This window comes from Mucilaginibacter sp. OAE612 (assembly GCF_041806395.1).
Lineage (GTDB): Bacteria > Bacteroidota > Bacteroidia > Sphingobacteriales > Sphingobacteriaceae > Mucilaginibacter > Mucilaginibacter rubeus.
In genome coordinates this window covers 841,754-861,924 of record NZ_JBGMUW010000001.1, presented here as the reverse complement: position 1 = coordinate 861,924, position 20,171 = coordinate 841,754, and the positions used below count along the sequence as shown (strand labels likewise).

Genomic DNA, 20,171 nt, shown 5'->3' with positions numbered 1-20,171 from the left:
TGCATTAAACAAGCACATTAAATATTTTTTACCTTACAAAAATACCGGCATCGATGTGCGCCCCCGGTGATGAAGATGAAAGGTTCAGGTAATCTTTTGGTATGCCTTTGGTTTGCACTTCGCTCAGGGTTACTTTTCCAACTTTTTGGATATCTTGTTCTATAGGTTTATTTAGGCGGTCCGGTTGTACTTCTTCTTCGTTAAAGCCCAAATAAAAAGCGTTTTGGGAAATAAGTGAGTTGACAAACTTATAGTTAGCATGTGCACCACGGTAACCTATCCAAAAATAATTGCAATTGGTAACGATATTATCACTGAACGTAAACGGCATATTGGAACTCGGGCCGTAGCCGTACCAAACAGCACCTTCATAAGCCCCGTAAATAATAGAATGAGTGAGTGAAAAAATCCCTGATCCCCAGGAATACCATAACGGCGTTTTTTACCCCATAAAATATACAGTGATCTACGCGGATACCGGCACCCTGGGCAAAAACCCCTCCTTGTATAGGTGCAGAATTCTTTTCCCCGATAAAATAACACTGGGAAATTTCCAGCCCGGTCAATGTGCTGTCCCTCCTTTCTATAACGTAATAATACTCTGATGCGGGGTTTGGGTTACCGGTGAACTTCAGTCCTTTAATTACCACATGACTCCGGGCGACCTGGAAAGCGGAACCAGCATGCTTTAATTTACCAGCCCTGTTGGAATCGGCCACGCATTGGATAACCGGCATTTTGGCCGGTGCCCAGTCGGGATCACCGGGCATGACCATCGCTTCGAAAGTGTATTTTTCAGCAACCTGCCGGTTACTTTCATCACGAATTGCCAATGCACTTTTAATGATATAAAGGCCGGGCGCAATCTTAATGGTAATGGGCTCTTCACCGCTAAACGTATTTGCCTTGATAACCGCTTTTTCCAGGCTTGCCAGCGGTTCACTTTGCGTACCCGGGGCATCATCCCTGCCCTGGATTCCATCTACATATAGTGTTTGTGCGCTCAGCGGAATGCTCCAAATCAATAATATTATAAAGCTTAAGAATTTTAATGCAGTGGGTTTCATGAGTTAAACTACAAGGCATGCTGCCTGGTAAACAAATGTAAAAGAGCGGAAGGTGTCCGCATATTCATAACAGGTTCAAGTTTGTTCAAGTTTCATCACGCCGGAATCAAAAATATAATCAAACATTACCTCTGAAAACAAAAAGCAGCCCGGCAGTTAAAATAAGCTTTCAAAGTTTGTGGTTACCGGTCTGACAGTTTCCAGGTTGTAAGGAAATAAAAATATACCAGGTAGAAATTCTTGCAATCCAACATGCAAAACATTACCGGTAACGAGACTGTTACACCCCAAACAAAACCTAACCGGTAAATTTGAACAAAGCCTCCGGAAATATGAACCAAATCAGCAAAGAAGATATCAAACAGGAAGTGTTTGACCTGTATGATGATTACGCACATAACCGCCTCGACAGGCGCTCATTTGTGCAAAAGCTCTCCATGTATGCAGTGGGCGGCCTTACCGTAACCGCACTAATGAGTTTCCTGATGCCCGATTACCAGGGTGCCATACAGGTAAAATCCGACGATCCGCGTTTAAAATCGGGCTATATTAATTACCCTTCGCCCAAAGGCGGCGGTACAATTAAAGGATTATTATCGAAGCCTGCAGATGCAAAGAAGAAACTGGGCGGCATTGTGGTAGTTCACGAAAACCGGGGCTTAAACCCTTATATTGAAGATGTGGCAAGAAGAGCTGCCCTTGCAGGATTTATTACCCTTGCACCCGACGCGCTAACACCGCTTGGCGGCTATCCCGGCAATGATGACGAAGGGCGTACCATGCAGGCCAAACGAAATAAAGGCGAAATGGAGGAAGATTTTATAGCTGCCTATGAATACCTTAAAAACCATAAGGATTGCAATGGTAAGGTAGGTGTTGTAGGCTTTTGTTTTGGCGGAGGAATTGCCAATATGATGGCTGTGCGTGTTCCCGATCTGGCTGCCGCTGTTCCATTTTATGGAAGTCAACCCGCTGTTGAGGATGTCCCTAAAATTAAAGCGCCGCTGTTGCTGCATTACGCGGCCCTGGATACCCGGATTACGGAGGGCTGGCCGGCATACGAAAAAGCGCTTAAAGAAAATGGCAAAAAATACCAGGCTTATATCTATGAAAACGCGAACCACGGCTTTCATAATAATACAACTCCACGTTATGACAAAGCCGCGGCAGAACTGGCCTGGAAAAGGACTATAGATTTTTTTAATGAGAATTTAAACTAAAGACCTGAAATTTCAGGTCTTTAGTTTCGCAGGATCATATTGTGAAGATACCTTATTCTTTGGGGGTATCTTCTTTGTCTTCCTCTTCCCGTTCTACCGTTATGGTACATTCCGTAACCAACGCGGCCAGGGTACCTACGGCAGCAAAAACCGGTGCCAGGATCATCCCGAAAAGGCCAACACTTAACGGAAAGGTCATTAACTCTTTGCCATGCTTGTCCGAAATGGTGATCCTGCTGGCTTTACCTTCGTTAATTATCTCTTTTATCTTTCCCAATAACGCTTCACCGTTAATTGAAAATGTTTCTTTGGTGCTCATGTTTTTTCTAAGTTTTTATATTTAGATGAGCATACCAGCGGCTTGTTACAGGTTTGGCTAAATATGCCAATAGCAGGTGGAATATTAATTTCCTTACTGCGAAAGCTTCTCAATTGGTTTACAAAAAAGCAAACCCGTCATGCCGAATTATTTCGGCACCCCACTTTCAAAGTAAGCAGTGGACAAGTAAGCAAGAATTAATCGTGAAACCAGGTAAGCGTGAATATCCAGTTAAGTACCGACATAAATCCGGCACATACGTATGTTTTTACCTTTGAACAATATTAAACACTTATCTCCACCTTCTTCCCGGTTTTAACAGCAAGGTAAATGGCATCAATAATTTTAAGGTCTTTCACTCCTTCTTCACCGTTTACCGGTACTACCGGCTTTTTATTATTAAATATAATCTCGCACATTTCATCCATCTGCACGGTTTGGTGTGTGGTAATGGGCTGGTTAAGCTCGCCCAAATGGGTGCGGCCTTTAATTGGCCCGTAGCCGGTAGAAGGCTGCATTTCGGCAAAGCCTTTTTCTCCATCAAGAAAAAATCGGTCGAGATTGTTCATATTGTAGGTTGACAGGCAAGACGCAACGGCGCCGCTTGGGAAGCCGAACTGGAACTGGATGGTTTCATCAACCCCTTCTTTAAATTTCACCGTATCGGTTTTAGTTTCCTGGGCGGTAACCCATATCGGTTCTTCACCGGTCATATAGCGTGATCCGTTGATGGCATAGATCCCAATATCCATCATAGAGCCGCCACCGGCAAGCTTTTTATTCAACCGCCATTGTGTGGGATCGCCGATGGTAAACCCGCATTGCCCCTGAAAAAACCTGATCTTCCCAAACTCGCCGTTTTGCCTCATCCTGATCACTTCAAGCGTTTTGGGTTCAAAATGCATTCGGTAGCCAACCAACAATTTTACATTGGCCTTTTTACAGGCATCAACCATCTCCTGCCCCTCTTTGGCATTCACGGCCATTGGCTTTTCGCATATAGCGTGTTTACCGGCTGCAGCTACCCTGATCACAAAATCGCGGTGCAAACCGTTGGGTGTAATAACGTATACCGCGTCGATATCGGGGTTATTTTTGATGTTGTCGAAATTCTCATAGTTGTAGCAATTTTTTTCGGGGATGCCATATTTGCTTTGCCATGCTTTAACTTTTGATGGGGTTCCGCTAATTACCCCAACCAGTTTAGCTTTGGTACATTTCCGCATAGCTTCTGCTACTATGGTTCCATAGCCTCCAAGTCCCATAATGGCCACACGTAATACCGGACCGTCATAAACCTGTTCAGTTTTATCTGTTTCTGCTGCCCATCCTGAGTGTGGTACAAGTTGCAGGGCCAGGGCCGATAAGCCCAACTTTTGTAAAAAATCACGACGAGAATTCATAGGTATGTTTTTTGGTTTATGACAATTTACATATTTCCGGGTAAAATACACTTAAGTCATCTGATTTTTACAGGGAATGAGGGGCCTCCTTCTAAAAGAAGTTAAAAACAAATAAGAAAATCGTAATTGCGAGGAATGAAGCCCAGCCCGACCTATAGAGTAGCTCTTCATTGTTTGGGATTGCTTTGCCCACCACAATGAAACTATCATAAGTTATTGATTATCAGGTATTTTTTTAATCTATTTTATAACATGGGCGTTGCCTGCGGCCCGGGCTATCCGCTACAAGTCCTCGCCTTGCCTGCGCACAAACCTAACCCGCGCTGTGGGCTTTACGCTTCTATCCCTAACGCAGCCCCTGCGCCCCCCCTAAAATATGGTTTATACATCATTACATTTGTTCGATCTGTTTTTAAATACCTTCCGATGCTAAGCTCCATTATATCACATACCCTTAGGTTGATTTAATGGTTTAACTGCCCAGTTATTTCCCGGTTGATCGTTCAGATATATATCGAGTTTGCCGCCGTTGCTGATATCGTTGTAACGGATAAAATTATTGGGCATTATTTTGCCATTCAATTTCACCGAGCGGATATACATTGATCTGGGGCCCGGTTTATGACAGATGATCTCGAACTTTTTGCCATTTTGAAGCGTGATAGCAATTCTATCAAACAAAGGTGAACACAAAAGGTACTCGCCCGAAACCGGGTTTACCGGGTAAAAACCCATAGCAGCGAACAGATACCAGGCCGACATTTGGCCGGCATCATCATTTCCTCCCAAACCACCTGGACCATCACTGTATTCCGCAGCCAGGATCTTGCGTACAGCGGCTTGCGTTTTCCATGGCGATGGTGTGTAATTATACATAAAAGGGATCTGGTGCCCCGGCTCATTGCCATGCCAGTATTCACCTTTTTCAAACAGGCTGTCTAACGACTGTTCCAGTTTCTTCGTTCCACCCATCAACTTTGCCAAACCGGGTACATCCTGCGGTACATAAAAGGTGTATTGACGTGCGGTACCTTCTGTAATATATGTTGCCTTTTTATCAGGATCAAAGGGAGATACCCACGTGCCATCAGCATGTTTACCGCGAACAAAGCCACTTGCAGCATCAAATACATGGGCATAATATTTTGCCCGTTCGGTGAGCGTGGTATAATCGGCAGATTTTTTTTGAGCTTTTGCAAATTGCGCCAGCGCGTAATCGTCATAAGCATACTCCATTGTACGGCTCACCTGTTCCATTTTATGAAAGGCATCGCGTACGCTATCTTCTAACGGGATGTATTGATATTTCAAATAACTATCCAACGCCCTGCGGCCTTTGCCTTCTACATAATCGGCGCGATTGCCGGGTAGTTCAAAAGCGTTATGCCTTAAAATTTGGTAAGCTTCTTCAGCGTCAAAATCAGTGATCCCCTTTAAATATGCCGAACTGATTACAGAAGCCGTATGATCGCCGATCATTTCGGATGTATAGCTGTTCCAGCAGGGGAACACTGGCATCCAGCCACCCTGTTTACCTTTCAGGATCAGTGATTTTGCCAGGTTATTGATCAAAGACGGGTTCAGGATCTCAAACAGCGGCAACTGTGCCCGGTAAATATCCCACATCGAAAAATCATCATAATAATTGCCGCCTGATAATTGTTCCATTTGATAATCGCCGGCAAAACGCGGGTATCTGCCGTCAACATCATTAAAAAGACGCGGATGCTGCATGGCATGGTAAAACGAGGTATAAAAGATCCGTTTAGCCTGCTCATCGTTAGTTGAGATGTTGATTTGCCCTAAGGCCTTTTCCCATTTTACCCTGCTGCTTTCTACAACCCTGTCAAAATCAAATCCCGGCATTTCGGCCTCCAGGTTTTTGCGGGCACCTTCCAAACTGGTAAACGAAGTGCCTATCCTGATGGTTAGCTTTTCGTCTTTATTGAGCTTAAATCCGGCATAAATCCCTGTACCTGCATCGTTTTTGATACTATCTGCAATAAATATTTTATTGCCTGCAAAAGTGCCCGTTTTTCCTAAACTCCGTTCAAACCTGATCACAAAGAAACCGCTGAAACCTGCGCTTTTCCCCCATCCCTGGTAAATACGGTGAGCAGGATTATAGCCTGAGATTTCGCCCTTTCGTTTATCCACTTTTACAAAACCTTCATGATAATCGCTATTGGCTTTGATCAATAAATAAAGGCTGTCAGCCTGCTGCATGGTAAACTGCATCATGCCGCAACGCTCCGTAGAGGTTACCGCGGCACTCACTTTATATTGGTTAAGATTGACGCTATAAACGTGAGGAGACGACAGTTCATCAACATGTTTAAATGCTGCACTATAATGAGCTGTTTTTAGCTTGCCTGTGATGGGCATGATGGTAAAGCTGCCATAGTCCTGTGTGCATGACCCGCTTAGCCAGTGCGAACCACGGAGGCCGTTGAACAGGCTGTCTTTATAATAGTATGGAGGTACGCACTTGGTTTCGCCGCTCTCGGTTTCGGGTGTCCATTGTGTCATGGCAAAGGGGGCAGTAACCGCGGGAATGGTATTGGCAAACCGTGTATCAGCCGCCTGTCCATGTTTTAGTGCCGAAGCTGTAGTGGCAATAGCTGTACCGGCCATGGGCTGTACATATTTAACCAGGTTTTGGGCAAAAACCGGCCACGGAAATAACAAGAAAATGATATAAATAAACCGGTTTGCAATTTTGGAGATGAACTTCATTTTCGGACAGCGTATTAACAAAAAAATTTCAGCAAAATACAGCAATCATTGCTAATTGTTACATGCACGAGTAAAATAATGATGTATAAACACCTGGCTATACTGATAACCGTAAGGATTAGTTGTTACTCCCTTCCAACCAGCACTGACACTTCCGACTATTTCAGATAATGGCAAATCTGGCGGGGAATATGTCTAACTGAAGTCACCATTTGTCCGGTTCATGCATCAACCACTTCCATAATCCTGGTGCCGGTGTACTTTTGTTATGCCCGATGATGAGGAAAGCATCTGAAAGCGAATTATTAACCAAACTAATCCGAAAAAAATGAACAACGAAACAACATTCAGCCGTCGCCGCTTTCTGGGTATCTCCGCATTAACAGTTGCAGCAGCAGAGTTAGGCGGTCTCGGTTTACTTAAAGCCGAAACCAAACACGCAGATTCACCGGCGCGACAAAACAATACTCTTTTTTCTACCGCCTCTTTCGACTCGATCAAACAGGTAAATGCAGGCCTGCTTAATATTGGATACGCGGAAAGCGGCCCGGCAAACGGACAGCCTGTTATCCTGCTTCATGGATGGCCATATGATATACATAGCTATACTGAGGTATCAGCCATACTTGCCAAAGCCGGTTACAGGGTTATTGTGCCTCATTTGCGCGGCCACGGCACAACACAATTTCTTTCGGCACAAACTTTCAGGAACGGGCAGCAGGCAGCAATAGCTACCGATGTTATCGCACTGATGGACGCCCTGAAAATAGACCGTGCAATTATTGGCGGGTTTGACTGGGGCGCGCGTACAGCAAATATCGTGGCGGCATTATGGCCCGAGCGCTGCAAAGCAATGGTTTCGGTAAGCGGGTACCTGATAGGCAGCCAGGAAGCAAATAAAAAACCATTGCCGCCCAAAGCAGAACTATCATGGTGGTACCAGTTTTATTTTAGTACCGAGCGCGGCCAATTGGGCTACGAGGCAAACAGGCGTGACTTTAACCGGCTCATTTGGGAAACAGCATCACCTAAGTGGAAATTTGACGACGCTACTTTCGCGCAAACCGCCCCGTCTTTTGACAACCCCGACCATGTTGCTATCGTGATCCATAATTATCGCTGGCGCCTGGGCCTTGCCCAAGGTGAGGCAAAATATGATGACATGGAAAGAAAATTAGCAACCGCGCCTCCTATAACTGTACCTTCCGTAACCCTTGAAGGCGATTCCAACGGTGCTCCTCACCCTAAGCCTGCTGATTATGCCGCGCGCTTTAAAGGTAAATATGCACATCATACTATTAACGGAGGCATAGGCCATAATTTGCCCCAGGAAGCCCCTAAAGCTTTTGCTGACGCCATTATAGAGGCCGAAAGCTTTGCCAGATAAATAACCCCTCTTTTTAAATAACACGGTAACCAGGAAAGGAAATGTTAAAATGCATTTCCTTTCCTGGTTTTTTGTTTACTTAAAAGCAGGTGCTCACACCTGTCTGTCTTTCTAAAACCCTTTTGCACCTCTGGTGCAATCATCGTTGAGCTCTATTCATTAAAATCTGTTACCGGCAATCAAATCCTACAAAGGGTCAAGTTTACAGAAATAGCCCCCTTCAATGCCCGAATTCCGCCGGGCGGCAACTCAAATTGATCGCTTGAAACTGATCGTTTTATTTATAAGCTAATTAAATCTTCGAGAGTCTATGATAGGACATCAGGCTATATAAACGAATTTTCGTCATGTAAACCTCTATGGGTTTGACCTAATGCTTGGCATGTTATGTATTTTACCAGACTGGCTTTATGGGTTACCTTAAATCTGCAGAAGAACCTGGTGGAACTCGTAGCGGCATTCAACAGCATTATGTCAAAGGCTACCGCTCTTCAACAGGAAAAGGGGCAACCGTTAAAACGTTCGCCCCTTTGCATCTTTTTAATAAATGAATTAAAATAAGATCACTTATTTCTTTTCAGAACCATTTTTTGCAGCAGCTTCAATTACACGTGCCACAGCGGCGGCCTGCGATATAAATATAACGTGACTGCCTTTAACCTCTGTAACTACAGCACCGGCACGTTTATACATTGCACGTTCCAGTTCGGGGTTGATCGCTTTGTCCATGGTGGCTACAATACCATAAGTTGGTTTAGCTTTCCAGGCCGCCTGTGTTAATGGGGCTACAAAGCTTGAGCCAACAATCGGCTGTTGTGAATCAAACATAAAATCTGCTTTCGCTTCAGTCAAATCAGCTGCAAAACATTCGTGAAAGAGCGCTTTATCAAAATATACCAGGCCATTTTTATCGGCAGGCAGGATACCATTTTTAGCAAGTGCCGGGCCCGACTGATAAACATCCAGGGTCGACTGGCCGACTTCCGGTGCAAAAGCCGCAACATATACCAAACTTGTTACTTTGGGCGATACGCCGGCTTCGGTAATTACCGAACCGCCCCATGAATGCCCTACCAGCACCGCGGGGCCATCCTGTTTTTCCAGGGCGCGATTGGTTGCGGCAACGTCATCATTGAGCGAAGTAAGCGGGTTTTGCACAAGAGTTACGTTGTATCCATCCTTTTTTAATATTTTATATACGCCTTCCCATCCCGATGCATCGGCAAAAGCGCCGTGTACTATCACAATGTTCTTTACAGCAGGTGTAGTTTGAGCCAAGCTGTTTTTTGGGCTGAAAGTAGACAAAAAGACTGCGGCAGCAGCTATTGTTAGTTTGGTAATGTTGATTTGAGTTTTCATTTTGTTAAGTATTTATTTACCCCCAAAAGTATCTTTCAACTTGCCGCATACCGATCTAAAGTGCCTTAACCCGACAAAGAAGTCTCCGAACCGGACATTTCAAACATTAAAAAAATTGGGACCAGCCATTGCATGTTAATATTTAACAGCATAATAAAAATCCGTCTTTCCGACCCCGTCGCGTTTAGTTTATACGCCCGTCACCGGGATCGCTGCAATCATTATCTGAGGGATAGAAAACTTTAAGGCAGGCTTTAATTAACGTATTGAAGCAGTTTACATCAATGACATATGGAAGTCGGGGCCTGGATTGTCCGACCGGCAGCTCGGTTTGTCTGCTTCATCCCGAAAGTGGTTAGATATCCGTTGATTTTGCTACAATTTTGAGCCATCAAACAACTCAAAACTACATATCATGACAACAAAAACAGTAAAAACAATCTATTGGATAGGAACAGCATTGACTTCATTATGGTTTGCAGCAAGCGGATTTGGCGAGCTGACCAAAAACCAGTTTGTGTGGGATATCACCTTAAAACTGGGCTATCCTCCGCATTTTATTTATATCCTTGGTGTCGCTAAACTTTCGGGAGTAGCTGTTCTTTTAACACCTAACAGATTGCTTAGATTAAAAGAATGGGTATTTGCAGGTATTTTCTTCGATATTATATTTGCTTTTTTGTCTAAAATCGCTGTACTCGGTTTTCCTGCCACTATAGATGCCATTGTCGCATTTATCATGGTAACAGTAACCTACCTGATGTTCCGTAAACTTTATCCAGCCACATACACAGCTCCTGCCGCTGCATAAAATACTAAGTTGCAGCAGGCCGGTTCATAATACATCGGTTTATTTCAGGCTTTAAGCAATCCCAAAAGAGGCTATCCCACAGGTAGCCTCTTTTGTATAATATTACCCTGCCGCATAATTATCCGGCAGGGACAGGTGCTCTGCCGGTCGCTTAATCTTCAAGAACAGGGGCATCCTTTATTTTTTCCAATACCGAGGCCGGTAAATACGGTCTGCCGCCTGTTGCCGGCACACAGGTGCCCGTAAATACAGCTTTGGTCATTACCTTATTGTTGCATATAATAGATTGTTTAAAGTGCAGCTTTGGCAAGCCCCCTTTATCAGTATACAAGGTGCAGGTAACTTTAAATTCATCGCCCTTTTTTAGTGATCTGAGAAAGCTGATGCTATAGTTTGACAGTACCATGTAAATGCCGTTTTTAGCTTCAGTTTCAAAATCAAACCCCAATATTTCCCTGATATAATCATGCCTGCAATATTCCATATAAAACGGATAATATAAACCATCCATGATCTCCTGTACATCTATATGCTCATCTTTTGCAATATAGGTTTTTGAGTATTCCATAATAATTAACCTTTTTGTTGGATTGCAAAGCTATTGAACCTTTTGGTTTCAGGAAACGGGAGATCTGAATTTTAATGGATCAGTCCGGGCTGTATCAAATAAAAAAGCCCCACATGTTTGTGAGGCTTTGCTCCTGAGGCTGGGCTCGAACCAGCGACCCTCTGACTGTTAGACTTAATTTCATTGAAAACAGGTAATTCAATTCCGCGCTCTTATCGGAGATCAATGATTCCAATCCCATAACCGCATTAGCGATGCGTTGCACTATTGATATAATAGCTAACGAGGCACTGATACAAAACATCAATTACAAAAAGTTAATATTTCCATAACAGCTTTTTTGGGTGGTTATAGATGTAAATTAATTATGACGATCCGGACATCACTCCGGGAATGTCCGAGTCGGACACAAAAAAATAAAAGAAATAATTAGATTTTGATAGTTGAGAACTAAATAAAATCTGAGTGTAACAAAATATGATGGGTAAAATAATAGAATACCTAAGCCTTAATTTAAATATACAATGCCCGACTAATTCAATTAATTAATAATGTTGAGGATTTAGGCTTTAAAAAAAACGTGTCGCTATCTACCTTGTTAAAAACATTAAGATATAAAATCCATATTTTTAAACATGACTTTTGAATTTACGGTGCAGGCAGGTTTTAATTTTGTCAAAAGCTTTGGCAACCATTTTAATATTCCCGTTTTCAAGAATGAACTGAAAATTCCGCCGCATATGGGCGAAGGTCACATTAAGGCGATTGATGTAGCACCCGGCTTTAAGTTCGTATTGCATCATTATACTTTGAAAGAGGAATTTCATTTAAAGCGTAAGTCCCCCGCTGAAGTCAGTGATTTGATCTCCATTGTATTCAACAGTAATGAGCTACCTGCAGGATCTGCTATTGACCGGGAAACGGCGGTAGAATTTTTAAAGAAGAATGGGTCGTCAATCCAAATCGCCTCCACCGCTATATCCACCGAAACTATTTTTCCCGCCAATGTCGAGGTCTATTTTGGTGTCATCGGCATCAAGAGGCAATTGCTTTCCGACATCCTGCGGGTAGACCAGGTTAATGGTCCTTTGGAAACTATTTTAAATAGCGATAATCTATTCTTCTATCATGAAAAGATGTACCCGGATGTGGCGAGGGTTTTGAAGCTTGTTTCGGAGATCAACGAACAAAATAAATTGAGCGAGCTGTTTTATAGTAACAAGGCGCATGAGATGATCTACCTGTTGTTTGATAAACTGCTGGAAAGGGACAGCGACAAACAAAGTCCTGTTAACAAAGCTGATATAGATAAATTATACCTGATCAGGACTGCTGTACTGGCTGACTTGGGTCAGCCACCTCATTTAAGCGAACTTGCAGCCAATGCCGGCCTGAGCGAAACAAAAATGAAGCATTTGTTTAAGCAGACCTTTGGCGATACTATTTATAACTTTTACCAGAATGAAAGGATGCAGGAAGCCGGCTTTTTATTAAAACATGCGGGTTACTCCGTTTCTGAGGCTGGTTACCGGCTTGGGTTTTCGAACCTCAGCCACTTCTCACGGCTTTTCGAAAAACACTTTGGAACCACCCCCAAAAAATACACGCTTGTCGGATAGGACTATTTTTCGGGCTTGAGGCGCTATTTTAACCGTCATATCCTGCGGACATTTGACCTATCAAATAAAACAAACGATATGAAAAAGTTACTGATGCCCTATACCAGCCAGGCACTGAAATTAAAGAATCATTTAGTGATGGCACCCATGACCCGCAGCCGTGCTATTGACAACCTGCCTAACGCGCTTATGGCCGAATATTACAGCCAGCGCCGCGGGGCCGGACTGATCATTACCGAAGGGACTGCTCCGGCACCGGAAGGACTTGGTTATGCCCGTATCCCCGGCATATTCTCCAATGAACAAATTGAAGGCTGGAAATTAACCACCGGTGCCGTACACCAAAACGATACAAAAATATTTGTGCAGCTGATGCATACAGGTCGTATCGGCCACCAGGCTAATCTGCCGGAAGGTGCGCATGGGATTGGTGTGTCTGCTATTCCGGCAGCGGGGCAAATGTATACCGATAACGCAGGTATGCAGGATTATCCTGTGCCTGTAGTATTATCAACACAAGGGGTAAAAGAGGTGATTGGCCAGTATGTCACCGCCGCAAAAAATGCAATAACTGCGGGTTTTGACGGCGTGGAACTGCATGCTGCAAATGGCTACCTGATCGAACAATTCCTTAACCCTAACGTTAATGACCGTACCGATGTTTATGGCGGAAGTATTGAAAACAGGTCCAGATTTGCTATTGAAGTTGCAGAACAAGTAGCAGAAGCGATAGGTAAAGAAAAAACAGGTGTAAGAATTTCGCCTAACTCTACCCTTGGCGACCTGCAGGCTTATGAGGCAGACACAACCGAGGAAACATACATTTATTTAAGCCGGGAGTTTAACCGGATCGGCCTGGCCTATATCCACATCAGTCTCAGCCCGCAGGTTCCAGCACAAACCTTAAACGCCATCCGTACCGAATTCGAAGGAACGCTCATTTACTGCAATACCTTTACTGCCGAAGGGGCTGAAGCCGAACTGGATAAAGGAGATGCAGACCTGATCGCATTTGGTAGGGGATTCCTGGCCAATCCCGATCTGGAACAGCGAATCATCCATGGCTCAGAACTGAATGCCCCTGACTTTACCACCCTTTACACACCGGGCGCTAAAGGCTATACAGATTATCCGGTATTATTTAATTAATTCAATAAGAGATCAAAAATGAAAAAGATAGTTTATCATAAATTCGGCAACGCCGATGTGTTGGAAATGACCGATACAGTTATTCCAGAGGTCAGTGAAACAACAATCCTGATCAAGGTCAAAGCAGTCTCCATCAATCCCCTGGACTGGAAGATAAGAAACGGCGAAATGAAATTAATGTCAGGCAGCAAATTTCCAAGAGGCACCGGTATCGATTTTTCAGGTATAGTTGAGGCAACCGGTAGTTCCATTAAAAACTATAAAGAAGGAGACGAAGTATACGGCCTGCTTGATGTTTTTAAAGGGGCGGCTTTAGCTGAATATATTATTGCAGAGGAAAAAGATATTGCAACTAAACCCATGGGAATTTCTTTTGAGCAGGCGGCCGCCGCGCCGGTGGTAGGCTCTGCGGCGATCCAGCTGTTCGATACCTTAGTCAATATTCAAACCGGCTCGGAGGTGCTGATCAATGGTGCTTCCGGAGGAATAGGCATGTTCGCCATACAGATTGCCAAAACGAAAGGAGCCACCATTACAGCCGTTGTAAGTGATGGTGGCTTAAAGGCAGCAAAAGATTGGGGCAGTGATTTTGTAATTAACTACCGCAAGGAAGATGTTCTTAAAGCCGGAAAGCTTTACGATGTGGTGATCGATCTGTCTAATCAAATGTCTTATAGTGTTGCAAAAAAGATTATGAAGACTTCTTCTGTCTATGTGCATACTGCTCCGGGGCCAAAAGAAATCGTCTCCGCTTTTTTCATCAGTCTTTTTTCACCCCAAAAATATAAGGTCCTCATGCTTAAACCTTCGCAGCTATATTTAAAAGAACTTAAAAGATATATAGAAGTGGGACTTTCTGTCTTAGTCAGCAAGGCTTATTCCTTTGATTCATTTAAAACTGCTTACGCTGAGGCTCCTAAAGCGCACATCGTCGGAAAATCAGTAATCAGGGTTAATTGAAAAAAGTCAAACCGATAGGGGATGATGACTGTTCGCAGGCCACCGATTATGTTATTTTGCGCCTGATCATCCAGTGCAATAACATTTGAATTCAATAATTCGTTTAGGTTTGTTGTTTTCATATATATTTATTATTTAAATTGTTTGCTTATCTCAGCGACCGTCATTCCTGTTTTTACTTTTATAACAGAATCTGCAAAAGCATTATAGAATGAGTCATTTTTATTTGCCACATCACCGGCACTAATAACAGTCACCGAACATTTCTCTTTAAGGAAATTTGTTAATTCCGCCGTTGGTGCCGCTATGCTGTGGTAAAAATATTTAAGTTGATTGTTTGCGAGATCCGCCTGAGCGATCTTACTTATTGAGTCACGTGAATCAACTGTAACAACCTTTTTTTGGTTCCTTTGCAAGAGGTTGAACAAATTGTTAAACAAATGAGGGCTAAACTGAAATATTTTTGCATAGAATTTACACAGATCATATCTTCACAAGTATAATAATATATAATTGATATTTGCTAAAAAACTTGAAAATATATCTTTTAGTATTGGCAAATACATATTTCCACCATTTAAAACGCCAAACCATTGACTATAAGAACAATAGTCAACGGCAAATAAGTTTAGGATAAAATAATAAGTAAGCCTGATTTACAAATCTCATTTATTTTTGCCGCCTCATCAATTTCCGACTGAAAGAATAGGCCGCATAAAGCTATTTTTTAAAAGCCTATGTAAACCCAATATTTATTTATTCGGGGTTAAAAATTGATGCTTTAGAGGATATTACGACATAAAACATATATTGTTAATTGTGTGGATAAACCAATTGCACTGCCCCCTCTTCGCCAATTTGCTTTCTTTTCCTAAAATATTGAACTTAAGCACTAAATGTGGTCATTTTGAAATTGGCCAATTGGGGTCAATCAGGTGTGGTTTATCCAATGGGGTTGAATACCCCCGTTTTAAATCGTAAAGCCGCCTTGAATGTTATTACGAGGCGGCTTTTTTACTTTGAAAAATTCAGAAAGAAAATTAATTATCAATACATTCTTCAATAATGAAGCCACATACCGCGGTTTTGGTATCCCCAATCAGGTAGCATGTGAACACGATTTTGTCCGTATCGTAGCCATCTGCAATGGTTCCGGAAGTTGCGGGCAACGTTTGTAGCGTCGGTTTCAAGTTATTTATTCTTGCAAATTGATTGATGTTTACTGATGATTTAAATGATGCCGCCACGGTACCGTTGTTACCTGTGATTTTTAAAAGGTCCTCTCCTCCGCTGGCATAATCCCAGCCGGTTGTCGTTACATTATATATTTTCGATGGATCGACCTTAAGTAGCGTAAAAATCAACGGTTTTGAGCCTAGTTCAGCATTTGTTGCCCTCACACTGACAGGGAATAGCGCGTTTAACGGATCGCTTTCCCTGATATTTCCAGTAGTGCCTGTTATATCGACAATGTTTTGCAGGTGGCTGGCCGGATAAGATTCGATGAACGTAAAATTATAACCGGTATTAACATTGTTGATGTCGCGCACAGGTGTTACCGAATTACTGGTGTTGCCGTATCTTACAGATAAATTGACATCTGTCCAGGAGCTTAATCCACTTGGATGATTAGTTGTACTAAGATTGATCTGCATTTTCCTAACCAGGAGCGAAGGGTCAAGATAACGGTTCACAATAACTTTTTCGCTGAAAGTAGACACCTTAATGTCGTAAACAGAACGAATGGTACCGTTTACCCCGTCATAACTGATTTTAAGGACATCGGTTTTGTCCCGGATTACTGAAGCTAACAGGATTCGGATAATTTTGTTATCTACGGCGTCAAGCGCCATAGAAACACCATTGATGAAATTGTTTACACCGTTATTGATATCGATGACCGTGAAATTATTCTGCTGACCAGCCGGATCAGCCATCGGGATATTAAATTTCAGGGTTAACCGGTCGCCGGCATAATTACTCTCGATGCTAAGCAATTCAGGTGGCGTTTGCGTAATTGGATCGGTGGTGTCACTTGTGGCCAATGTAAAGCCCCCTTCGTCCAAACCCTTGTATGCCCTTAATTTATAGTAATAGGTAGTGTTCGGCGACAGACCGATATCTGTGTAAGTATAATTTGTAGCATTTTTAGGCAGCGTGGCGATTTTGGTGTAAATACCGGCGGCAGACAAACTACGGTGGATCTCAAAGCCGTCAATATAAGCCGTGTCATTGACACTGTATGACCATCCCAGTGATATCGTCGTTGGTGTTTTGTTATTGATGGCAAAACCAGCAGGAATGGTAATCACTTTTGAGGTTTGACCGCTATAAGCCGCCGAAAGGCTGGAGGTTATATTATCCCGTCCGAATTGAATTTTATAAAAATAGGTCGTGTATTCAGCAAGACCGGAATCTACAAATTTTCCATTATCAATATAGTCATCGAATATAAGTGTGAAATTGGCATCCTGCTGGAGGCTCCTGAATATCCTGGTATGATTTTGACCTATATTGGCATCTTTCCAGGATAATGTCAATTGCGAACTGGACGCAGCGCGGATCACGATATTCGCAGGATCAATCAATAAAGGTGTTCCAATGCCGTTGGTATAAACAAATGTAGGTGTGGTAGAGATCTGCAGGCTGATTTTTCGTGCGTTTCCAGTTAGGTCGCTATTGACAGAGCTTGTGATGCCGTTTTCGGAGTGTGATAAATGGATATCTTTAAATCCCAGAACGTTCACCTTGACATCCCCAATTTCTACCATGACATCCGCATACAGCGAACGTTCATGCTGACTGCCAAGCCACATGACCAGCAGGGATTTTTTACTGGTATCCAAAGGCCGGTAAGCAAAACAGTATAAATCCGGATCGGCGTTGTTGATGACCGTATCCATGGTCTGAGTTACCCCGTTCAGTATGCAGGCATGAGAGAAACGATAGCCGTCAATAGCATTTCTGAAAGCTACTGCATACCAGTAAGCTGTTAATGGGGGATCGTTATAGGTGGCGCCGTTACCGTCAACATAACCTGAGGTTGCAAAGTTGCTGTATATTTCCTGAGTGGTTAAAGGGAACTCGCTAAGCTTGGCATAACCAAAATAAGCATATTGGATAAAGCGGTCTATCTGAAGCAGGTCTGCCATAAGGAAAGCACGTATAATATACAGGCCTTTCAGCAGCCCGCGGGTAGCAAGGTCGGGATCCTGCGGAGAGAAGGCACTGCCGTAATGCTCATCGTACCCATATTCACCAATCCAAAACTCAATACTGTTCATATTGGGTGTGCTGTTTCGCCATTGGATGTAATCCCTGACGTAGTTTCGGAAATAACCCATTTCCGGAGGATAGGAAAATAAGTTATATAAGCCGTAAACACCCTGTCCGCCCTTGGAAGTGTTATAAAAATGCTGCTGTATGGCCTTGATCGGATAGTCCCCCGGCCCCCTGTTGACGTCCCACCAGCGGAACATCGCCTGAATATATCCGATCTGATTTCCCGTTAGACCGGCCATGGAGATTTGAGCGGACGGATCCACTTCTTTAATTCCGAAGCCCGGTCCCAGCAGTCCTTTATGCCCATCCCAGCAGGCGGAGATCAAACAGGCCAGTTCCTCAGGATTCGTATATCTACTGCCGCCAGCGCTTGCGGCGTCACATTCATTCAAGCCGATTTCATAATAACGGACCAGTCCCTGAGATTTTTTAATCGTTTGATCACTGCCCAGCCTGAAATAACTGTCGGGCATTGGCATGCCGTATCCCCATCTTGCGGCGATCTGACCGTAAAACTGGGCGATAAACTTATAATTTAATGGATTTAATGTATCGGTAAGGTTAACGTCGCTCTTATTGGGATCCAGAGGCTTTCTTACTTTTGCGGCATCAAAAGAAGTGCCGGCGGGAGCTAAAAATACAGGCCCGCTTACCAATGCCACCAGCGGTTCAACGCCTGCATTTTTAAAGTTCTGAAGCAGTAAGTCAAAGTCTGCTGCCGAGCCATCCGGCATGATATGAACGTTGCCGGCAAACCGGTAGTCAATATTGTTGGTTGTAAGTGATGTTATGCCGGTCGCCGGTACACCATGGGCTGTGTCGTTTGGTAAGAAGAACACATGGTTCAGGTAGATCCTGGTTAAGGTAGATAATTTGCCTGTTCTGACAGGATCTTGTATACTCAATACATTCGTGCCTATCCTTTCTTTCAATGTCAGATCCAGCGTGGCTCTTTTATATTTTGCGCCGGAGGGTTCCGTTACGGTCTCTGAACGTCCCGCTGCCAGTACAACAGATGCGCCGAAGTTGGCACTTGAACCGCCAGATTCCATATAGAGTCTGAAGAACCTGACGTGTTCCGGATGCGCAATAGTAAAGCTTACAAATTTATTTTTCGGTGGTAAGGTCAATCTGCCCCCGCTCAGCCAATTGGTTCCATCCTGGCTGACTTCGACAATCATGTCATTGCCGCCTTCTGTAAAGGTAACCCATACTTTATTCAACGTAAAAGTTCCTTTAAGGTCAAAATACACAGCCTGTAACTGATTATAATAACCCTTAAAAGCATCTGTATGAATCATGCTCATCCTGAATTCAGGGGTTCCGGTCGGCACACCTCCCGTGAATGTAATATTACGATAGTCCACAAGTTGCTTATGATCCAGCAAGATACCCGTCTGCTCGTCTACCGCATAAGCAGTTGTATAGGCTGTAACCTGTTCGGGGGCTATCGGAATAAGTATGTCGGAATCCTGATTACCGATGAGGGGCAACGTAGTAAATGTAACAATGCCGGAAGCCGGGCCCGTATTCGTTTTTCCATAGCTGGTTTTATTCGCGACAACCACCACATAGTACTTCGAGTTTGGAGCGAGATTGACGAGGTTCAGCGTTTCGATACTTCCGGGCCGTTTGGGTGCGAGGGTATTTTGATATACCGGCAAGTATTGCAAATGAACGAGGTCGTTTATCGGTGCGTTGCTGATATAGACGGAGTAGTTGTCCGCAACACTGTTTTTACCACTGTCGCCACTCGGCGCCGTCCATTGGAGCTGGACAATCGCACTGTCAACAAAATTAACCTGCAGATCGGTGATCGGCGCCGGGGCCTGTACCTCATCCCTTGCAACTACAACTTCGGCCGTCCAGGAAGTGAAATCTGCCAGATTTTCCCATACCACTTTGGTAATTGTGCCTTTGAATATAGAAACTGGTGTAGCCAGGCCTTTATTGTTAGGTGCCAATGTTACGTTATGCTGCCCTGCGTTATCCTGTATAATAAAAAGGGTACCTGATTTTCCGGGAGCCCGGTCAATAACATCAAGCAGGAGATCCCTTGTAGCTGTAACCTGCTCGATGCCTCCGGTAACCCGTAAGAATCCGTTTGCATCCGGTTGTATGGTATTAAAAGTTTCCTGTCCGGAGGCCTGTTCGAAATGGTCACGCATTAATTTAACCAATTCACGTAAGCTTTTTCCCTGGGTCTTGTCCGGGTTGTTATTGCCGGTTTCGTTAGCCTTGATGATGCTGTCGATATAAGCATCTGTTATTGGTGTTGTATTTGGCATAAT

The 20,171-nt window shown here is 43.6% G+C and carries 15 protein-coding genes; 6 read left to right on the top strand and 9 right to left on the bottom strand.

Annotation, left to right across the window (positions count from 1 at the left end; genetic code table 11):
• Window positions 1–28: 28 nt before the first annotated feature.
• Both ABID99_RS03670 and ABID99_RS03665 read right to left on the bottom strand, forming a co-directional pair.
• Complete coding sequence (locus ABID99_RS03670) at window positions 29–331, bottom strand: hypothetical protein (protein WP_373612897.1); 303 nt, start codon at window positions 329–331, stop codon at window positions 29–31.
• Window positions 332–368: 37 nt separating this feature from the next.
• Window positions 369–1,067 carry a hypothetical protein gene (locus ABID99_RS03665; RefSeq protein ID WP_373612896.1) on the bottom strand — a complete coding sequence of 233 codons (699 nt, stop codon included), beginning with the start codon at window positions 1,065–1,067 and terminating at the stop codon, window positions 369–371.
• 332 nt (window positions 1,068–1,399) lie between these two features.
• On the opposite strand from ABID99_RS03665, the gene ABID99_RS03660 reads away from it, so the two are divergent.
• Window positions 1,400–2,287, top strand: coding sequence for a dienelactone hydrolase family protein (locus tag ABID99_RS03660; protein ID WP_373612895.1), 888 nt, complete (start codon window positions 1,400–1,402; stop codon window positions 2,285–2,287).
• A gap of 52 nt (window positions 2,288–2,339) precedes the next feature.
• Here ABID99_RS03660 and ABID99_RS03655 read toward each other — a convergent pair whose 3' ends face one another.
• From ABID99_RS03655 to ABID99_RS03645, 3 genes are all read right to left on the bottom strand, one after another.
• On the bottom strand, window positions 2,340–2,606 hold the full coding sequence (locus ABID99_RS03655) for a DUF4342 domain-containing protein (protein ID WP_090534028.1): 267 nt from the start codon (window positions 2,604–2,606) through the stop codon (window positions 2,340–2,342).
• Between the two features lie 284 nt (window positions 2,607–2,890).
• Window positions 2,891–4,009, bottom strand: a complete 1,119-nt coding sequence (locus ABID99_RS03650) for a Gfo/Idh/MocA family protein (RefSeq protein ID WP_090534030.1) — start codon at window positions 4,007–4,009, stop codon at window positions 2,891–2,893.
• A 444-nt stretch (window positions 4,010–4,453) separates the two neighbouring features.
• Window positions 4,454–6,745 carry a GH92 family glycosyl hydrolase gene (locus ABID99_RS03645; protein ID WP_373612893.1) on the bottom strand — a complete coding sequence of 764 codons (2,292 nt, stop codon included), beginning with the start codon at window positions 6,743–6,745 and terminating at the stop codon, window positions 4,454–4,456.
• Window positions 6,746–7,073: 328 nt separating this feature from the next.
• Here ABID99_RS03645 and ABID99_RS03640 point away from each other — a divergent pair, with 328 nt between their 5' ends.
• Window positions 7,074–8,132: an alpha/beta fold hydrolase gene (locus ABID99_RS03640; RefSeq protein ID WP_373612892.1), complete on the top strand. Its 1,059-nt coding sequence runs from the start codon at window positions 7,074–7,076 to the stop codon at window positions 8,130–8,132.
• A 567-nt stretch (window positions 8,133–8,699) separates the two neighbouring features.
• Here the strand turns inward: ABID99_RS03640 and ABID99_RS03635 are convergent.
• Window positions 8,700–9,491 carry an alpha/beta hydrolase gene (locus ABID99_RS03635; RefSeq protein ID WP_373612891.1) on the bottom strand — a complete coding sequence of 264 codons (792 nt, stop codon included), beginning with the start codon at window positions 9,489–9,491 and terminating at the stop codon, window positions 8,700–8,702.
• A 415-nt stretch (window positions 9,492–9,906) separates the two neighbouring features.
• On the opposite strand from ABID99_RS03635, the gene ABID99_RS03630 reads away from it, so the two are divergent.
• Complete coding sequence (locus ABID99_RS03630) at window positions 9,907–10,302, top strand: DoxX family protein (protein ID WP_176622381.1); 396 nt, start codon at window positions 9,907–9,909, stop codon at window positions 10,300–10,302.
• 151 nt (window positions 10,303–10,453) lie between these two features.
• On the opposite strand, the gene ABID99_RS03625 is transcribed toward ABID99_RS03630, so the two are convergent.
• Window positions 10,454–10,870 (bottom strand): thioesterase family protein, encoded by a 417-nt coding sequence (locus ABID99_RS03625; RefSeq protein WP_112657540.1) that lies wholly within the window; start codon window positions 10,868–10,870, stop codon window positions 10,454–10,456.
• A gap of 635 nt (window positions 10,871–11,505) precedes the next feature.
• Between ABID99_RS03625 and ABID99_RS03620 the strand changes: the two genes are divergently transcribed.
• The 3 genes from ABID99_RS03620 (at window position 11,506) to ABID99_RS03610 (ending at window position 14,598) form a co-directional block, all read left to right on the top strand.
• Window positions 11,506–12,489, top strand: coding sequence for an AraC family transcriptional regulator (locus ABID99_RS03620; RefSeq protein ID WP_090534044.1), 984 nt, complete (start codon window positions 11,506–11,508; stop codon window positions 12,487–12,489).
• A gap of 78 nt (window positions 12,490–12,567) precedes the next feature.
• Complete coding sequence (locus tag ABID99_RS03615; protein WP_373612890.1) at window positions 12,568–13,638, top strand: alkene reductase; 1,071 nt, start codon at window positions 12,568–12,570, stop codon at window positions 13,636–13,638.
• An 18-nt stretch (window positions 13,639–13,656) separates the two neighbouring features.
• Window positions 13,657–14,598: an NAD(P)-dependent alcohol dehydrogenase gene (locus ABID99_RS03610; RefSeq protein WP_373612889.1), complete on the top strand. Its 942-nt coding sequence runs from the start codon at window positions 13,657–13,659 to the stop codon at window positions 14,596–14,598.
• Between the two features lie 131 nt (window positions 14,599–14,729).
• Here ABID99_RS03610 and ABID99_RS03605 read toward each other — a convergent pair whose 3' ends face one another.
• A complete protein-coding gene (locus ABID99_RS03605; RefSeq protein WP_373612888.1) occupies window positions 14,730–15,014 on the bottom strand; it encodes a hypothetical protein in 285 nt (94 codons plus the stop codon).
• A 624-nt stretch (window positions 15,015–15,638) separates the two neighbouring features.
• Window positions 15,639–20,168, bottom strand: a complete 4,530-nt coding sequence (locus ABID99_RS03600) for a fibronectin type III domain-containing protein (protein ID WP_373612887.1) — start codon at window positions 20,166–20,168, stop codon at window positions 15,639–15,641.
• Window positions 20,169–20,171 lie beyond the last annotated feature (3 nt).

Coding starts and splice junctions, on each gene's coding strand:
- ABID99_RS03670 (WP_373612897.1), bottom strand. CDS start 331: ATGCCGTTTACGTTCAGTGATAATATCGTTACCAATTGCAATTATTTT.
- ABID99_RS03665 (WP_373612896.1), bottom strand. CDS start 1,067: ATGAAACCCACTGCATTAAAATTCTTAAGCTTTATAATATTATTGATT.
- ABID99_RS03660 (WP_373612895.1), top strand. CDS start 1,400: ATGAACCAAATCAGCAAAGAAGATATCAAACAGGAAGTGTTTGACCTG.
- ABID99_RS03655 (WP_090534028.1), bottom strand. CDS start 2,606: ATGAGCACCAAAGAAACATTTTCAATTAACGGTGAAGCGTTATTGGGA.
- ABID99_RS03650 (WP_090534030.1), bottom strand. CDS start 4,009: ATGAATTCTCGTCGTGATTTTTTACAAAAGTTGGGCTTATCGGCCCTG.
- ABID99_RS03645 (WP_373612893.1), bottom strand. CDS start 6,745: ATGAAGTTCATCTCCAAAATTGCAAACCGGTTTATTTATATCATTTTC.
- ABID99_RS03640 (WP_373612892.1), top strand. CDS start 7,074: ATGAACAACGAAACAACATTCAGCCGTCGCCGCTTTCTGGGTATCTCC.
- ABID99_RS03635 (WP_373612891.1), bottom strand. CDS start 9,491: ATGAAAACTCAAATCAACATTACCAAACTAACAATAGCTGCTGCCGCA.
- ABID99_RS03630 (WP_176622381.1), top strand. CDS start 9,907: ATGACAACAAAAACAGTAAAAACAATCTATTGGATAGGAACAGCATTG.
- ABID99_RS03625 (WP_112657540.1), bottom strand. CDS start 10,870: ATGGAATACTCAAAAACCTATATTGCAAAAGATGAGCATATAGATGTA.
- ABID99_RS03620 (WP_090534044.1), top strand. CDS start 11,506: ATGACTTTTGAATTTACGGTGCAGGCAGGTTTTAATTTTGTCAAAAGC.
- ABID99_RS03615 (WP_373612890.1), top strand. CDS start 12,568: ATGAAAAAGTTACTGATGCCCTATACCAGCCAGGCACTGAAATTAAAG.
- ABID99_RS03610 (WP_373612889.1), top strand. CDS start 13,657: ATGAAAAAGATAGTTTATCATAAATTCGGCAACGCCGATGTGTTGGAA.
- ABID99_RS03600 (WP_373612887.1), bottom strand. CDS start 20,168: ATGCCAAATACAACACCAATAACAGATGCTTATATCGACAGCATCATC.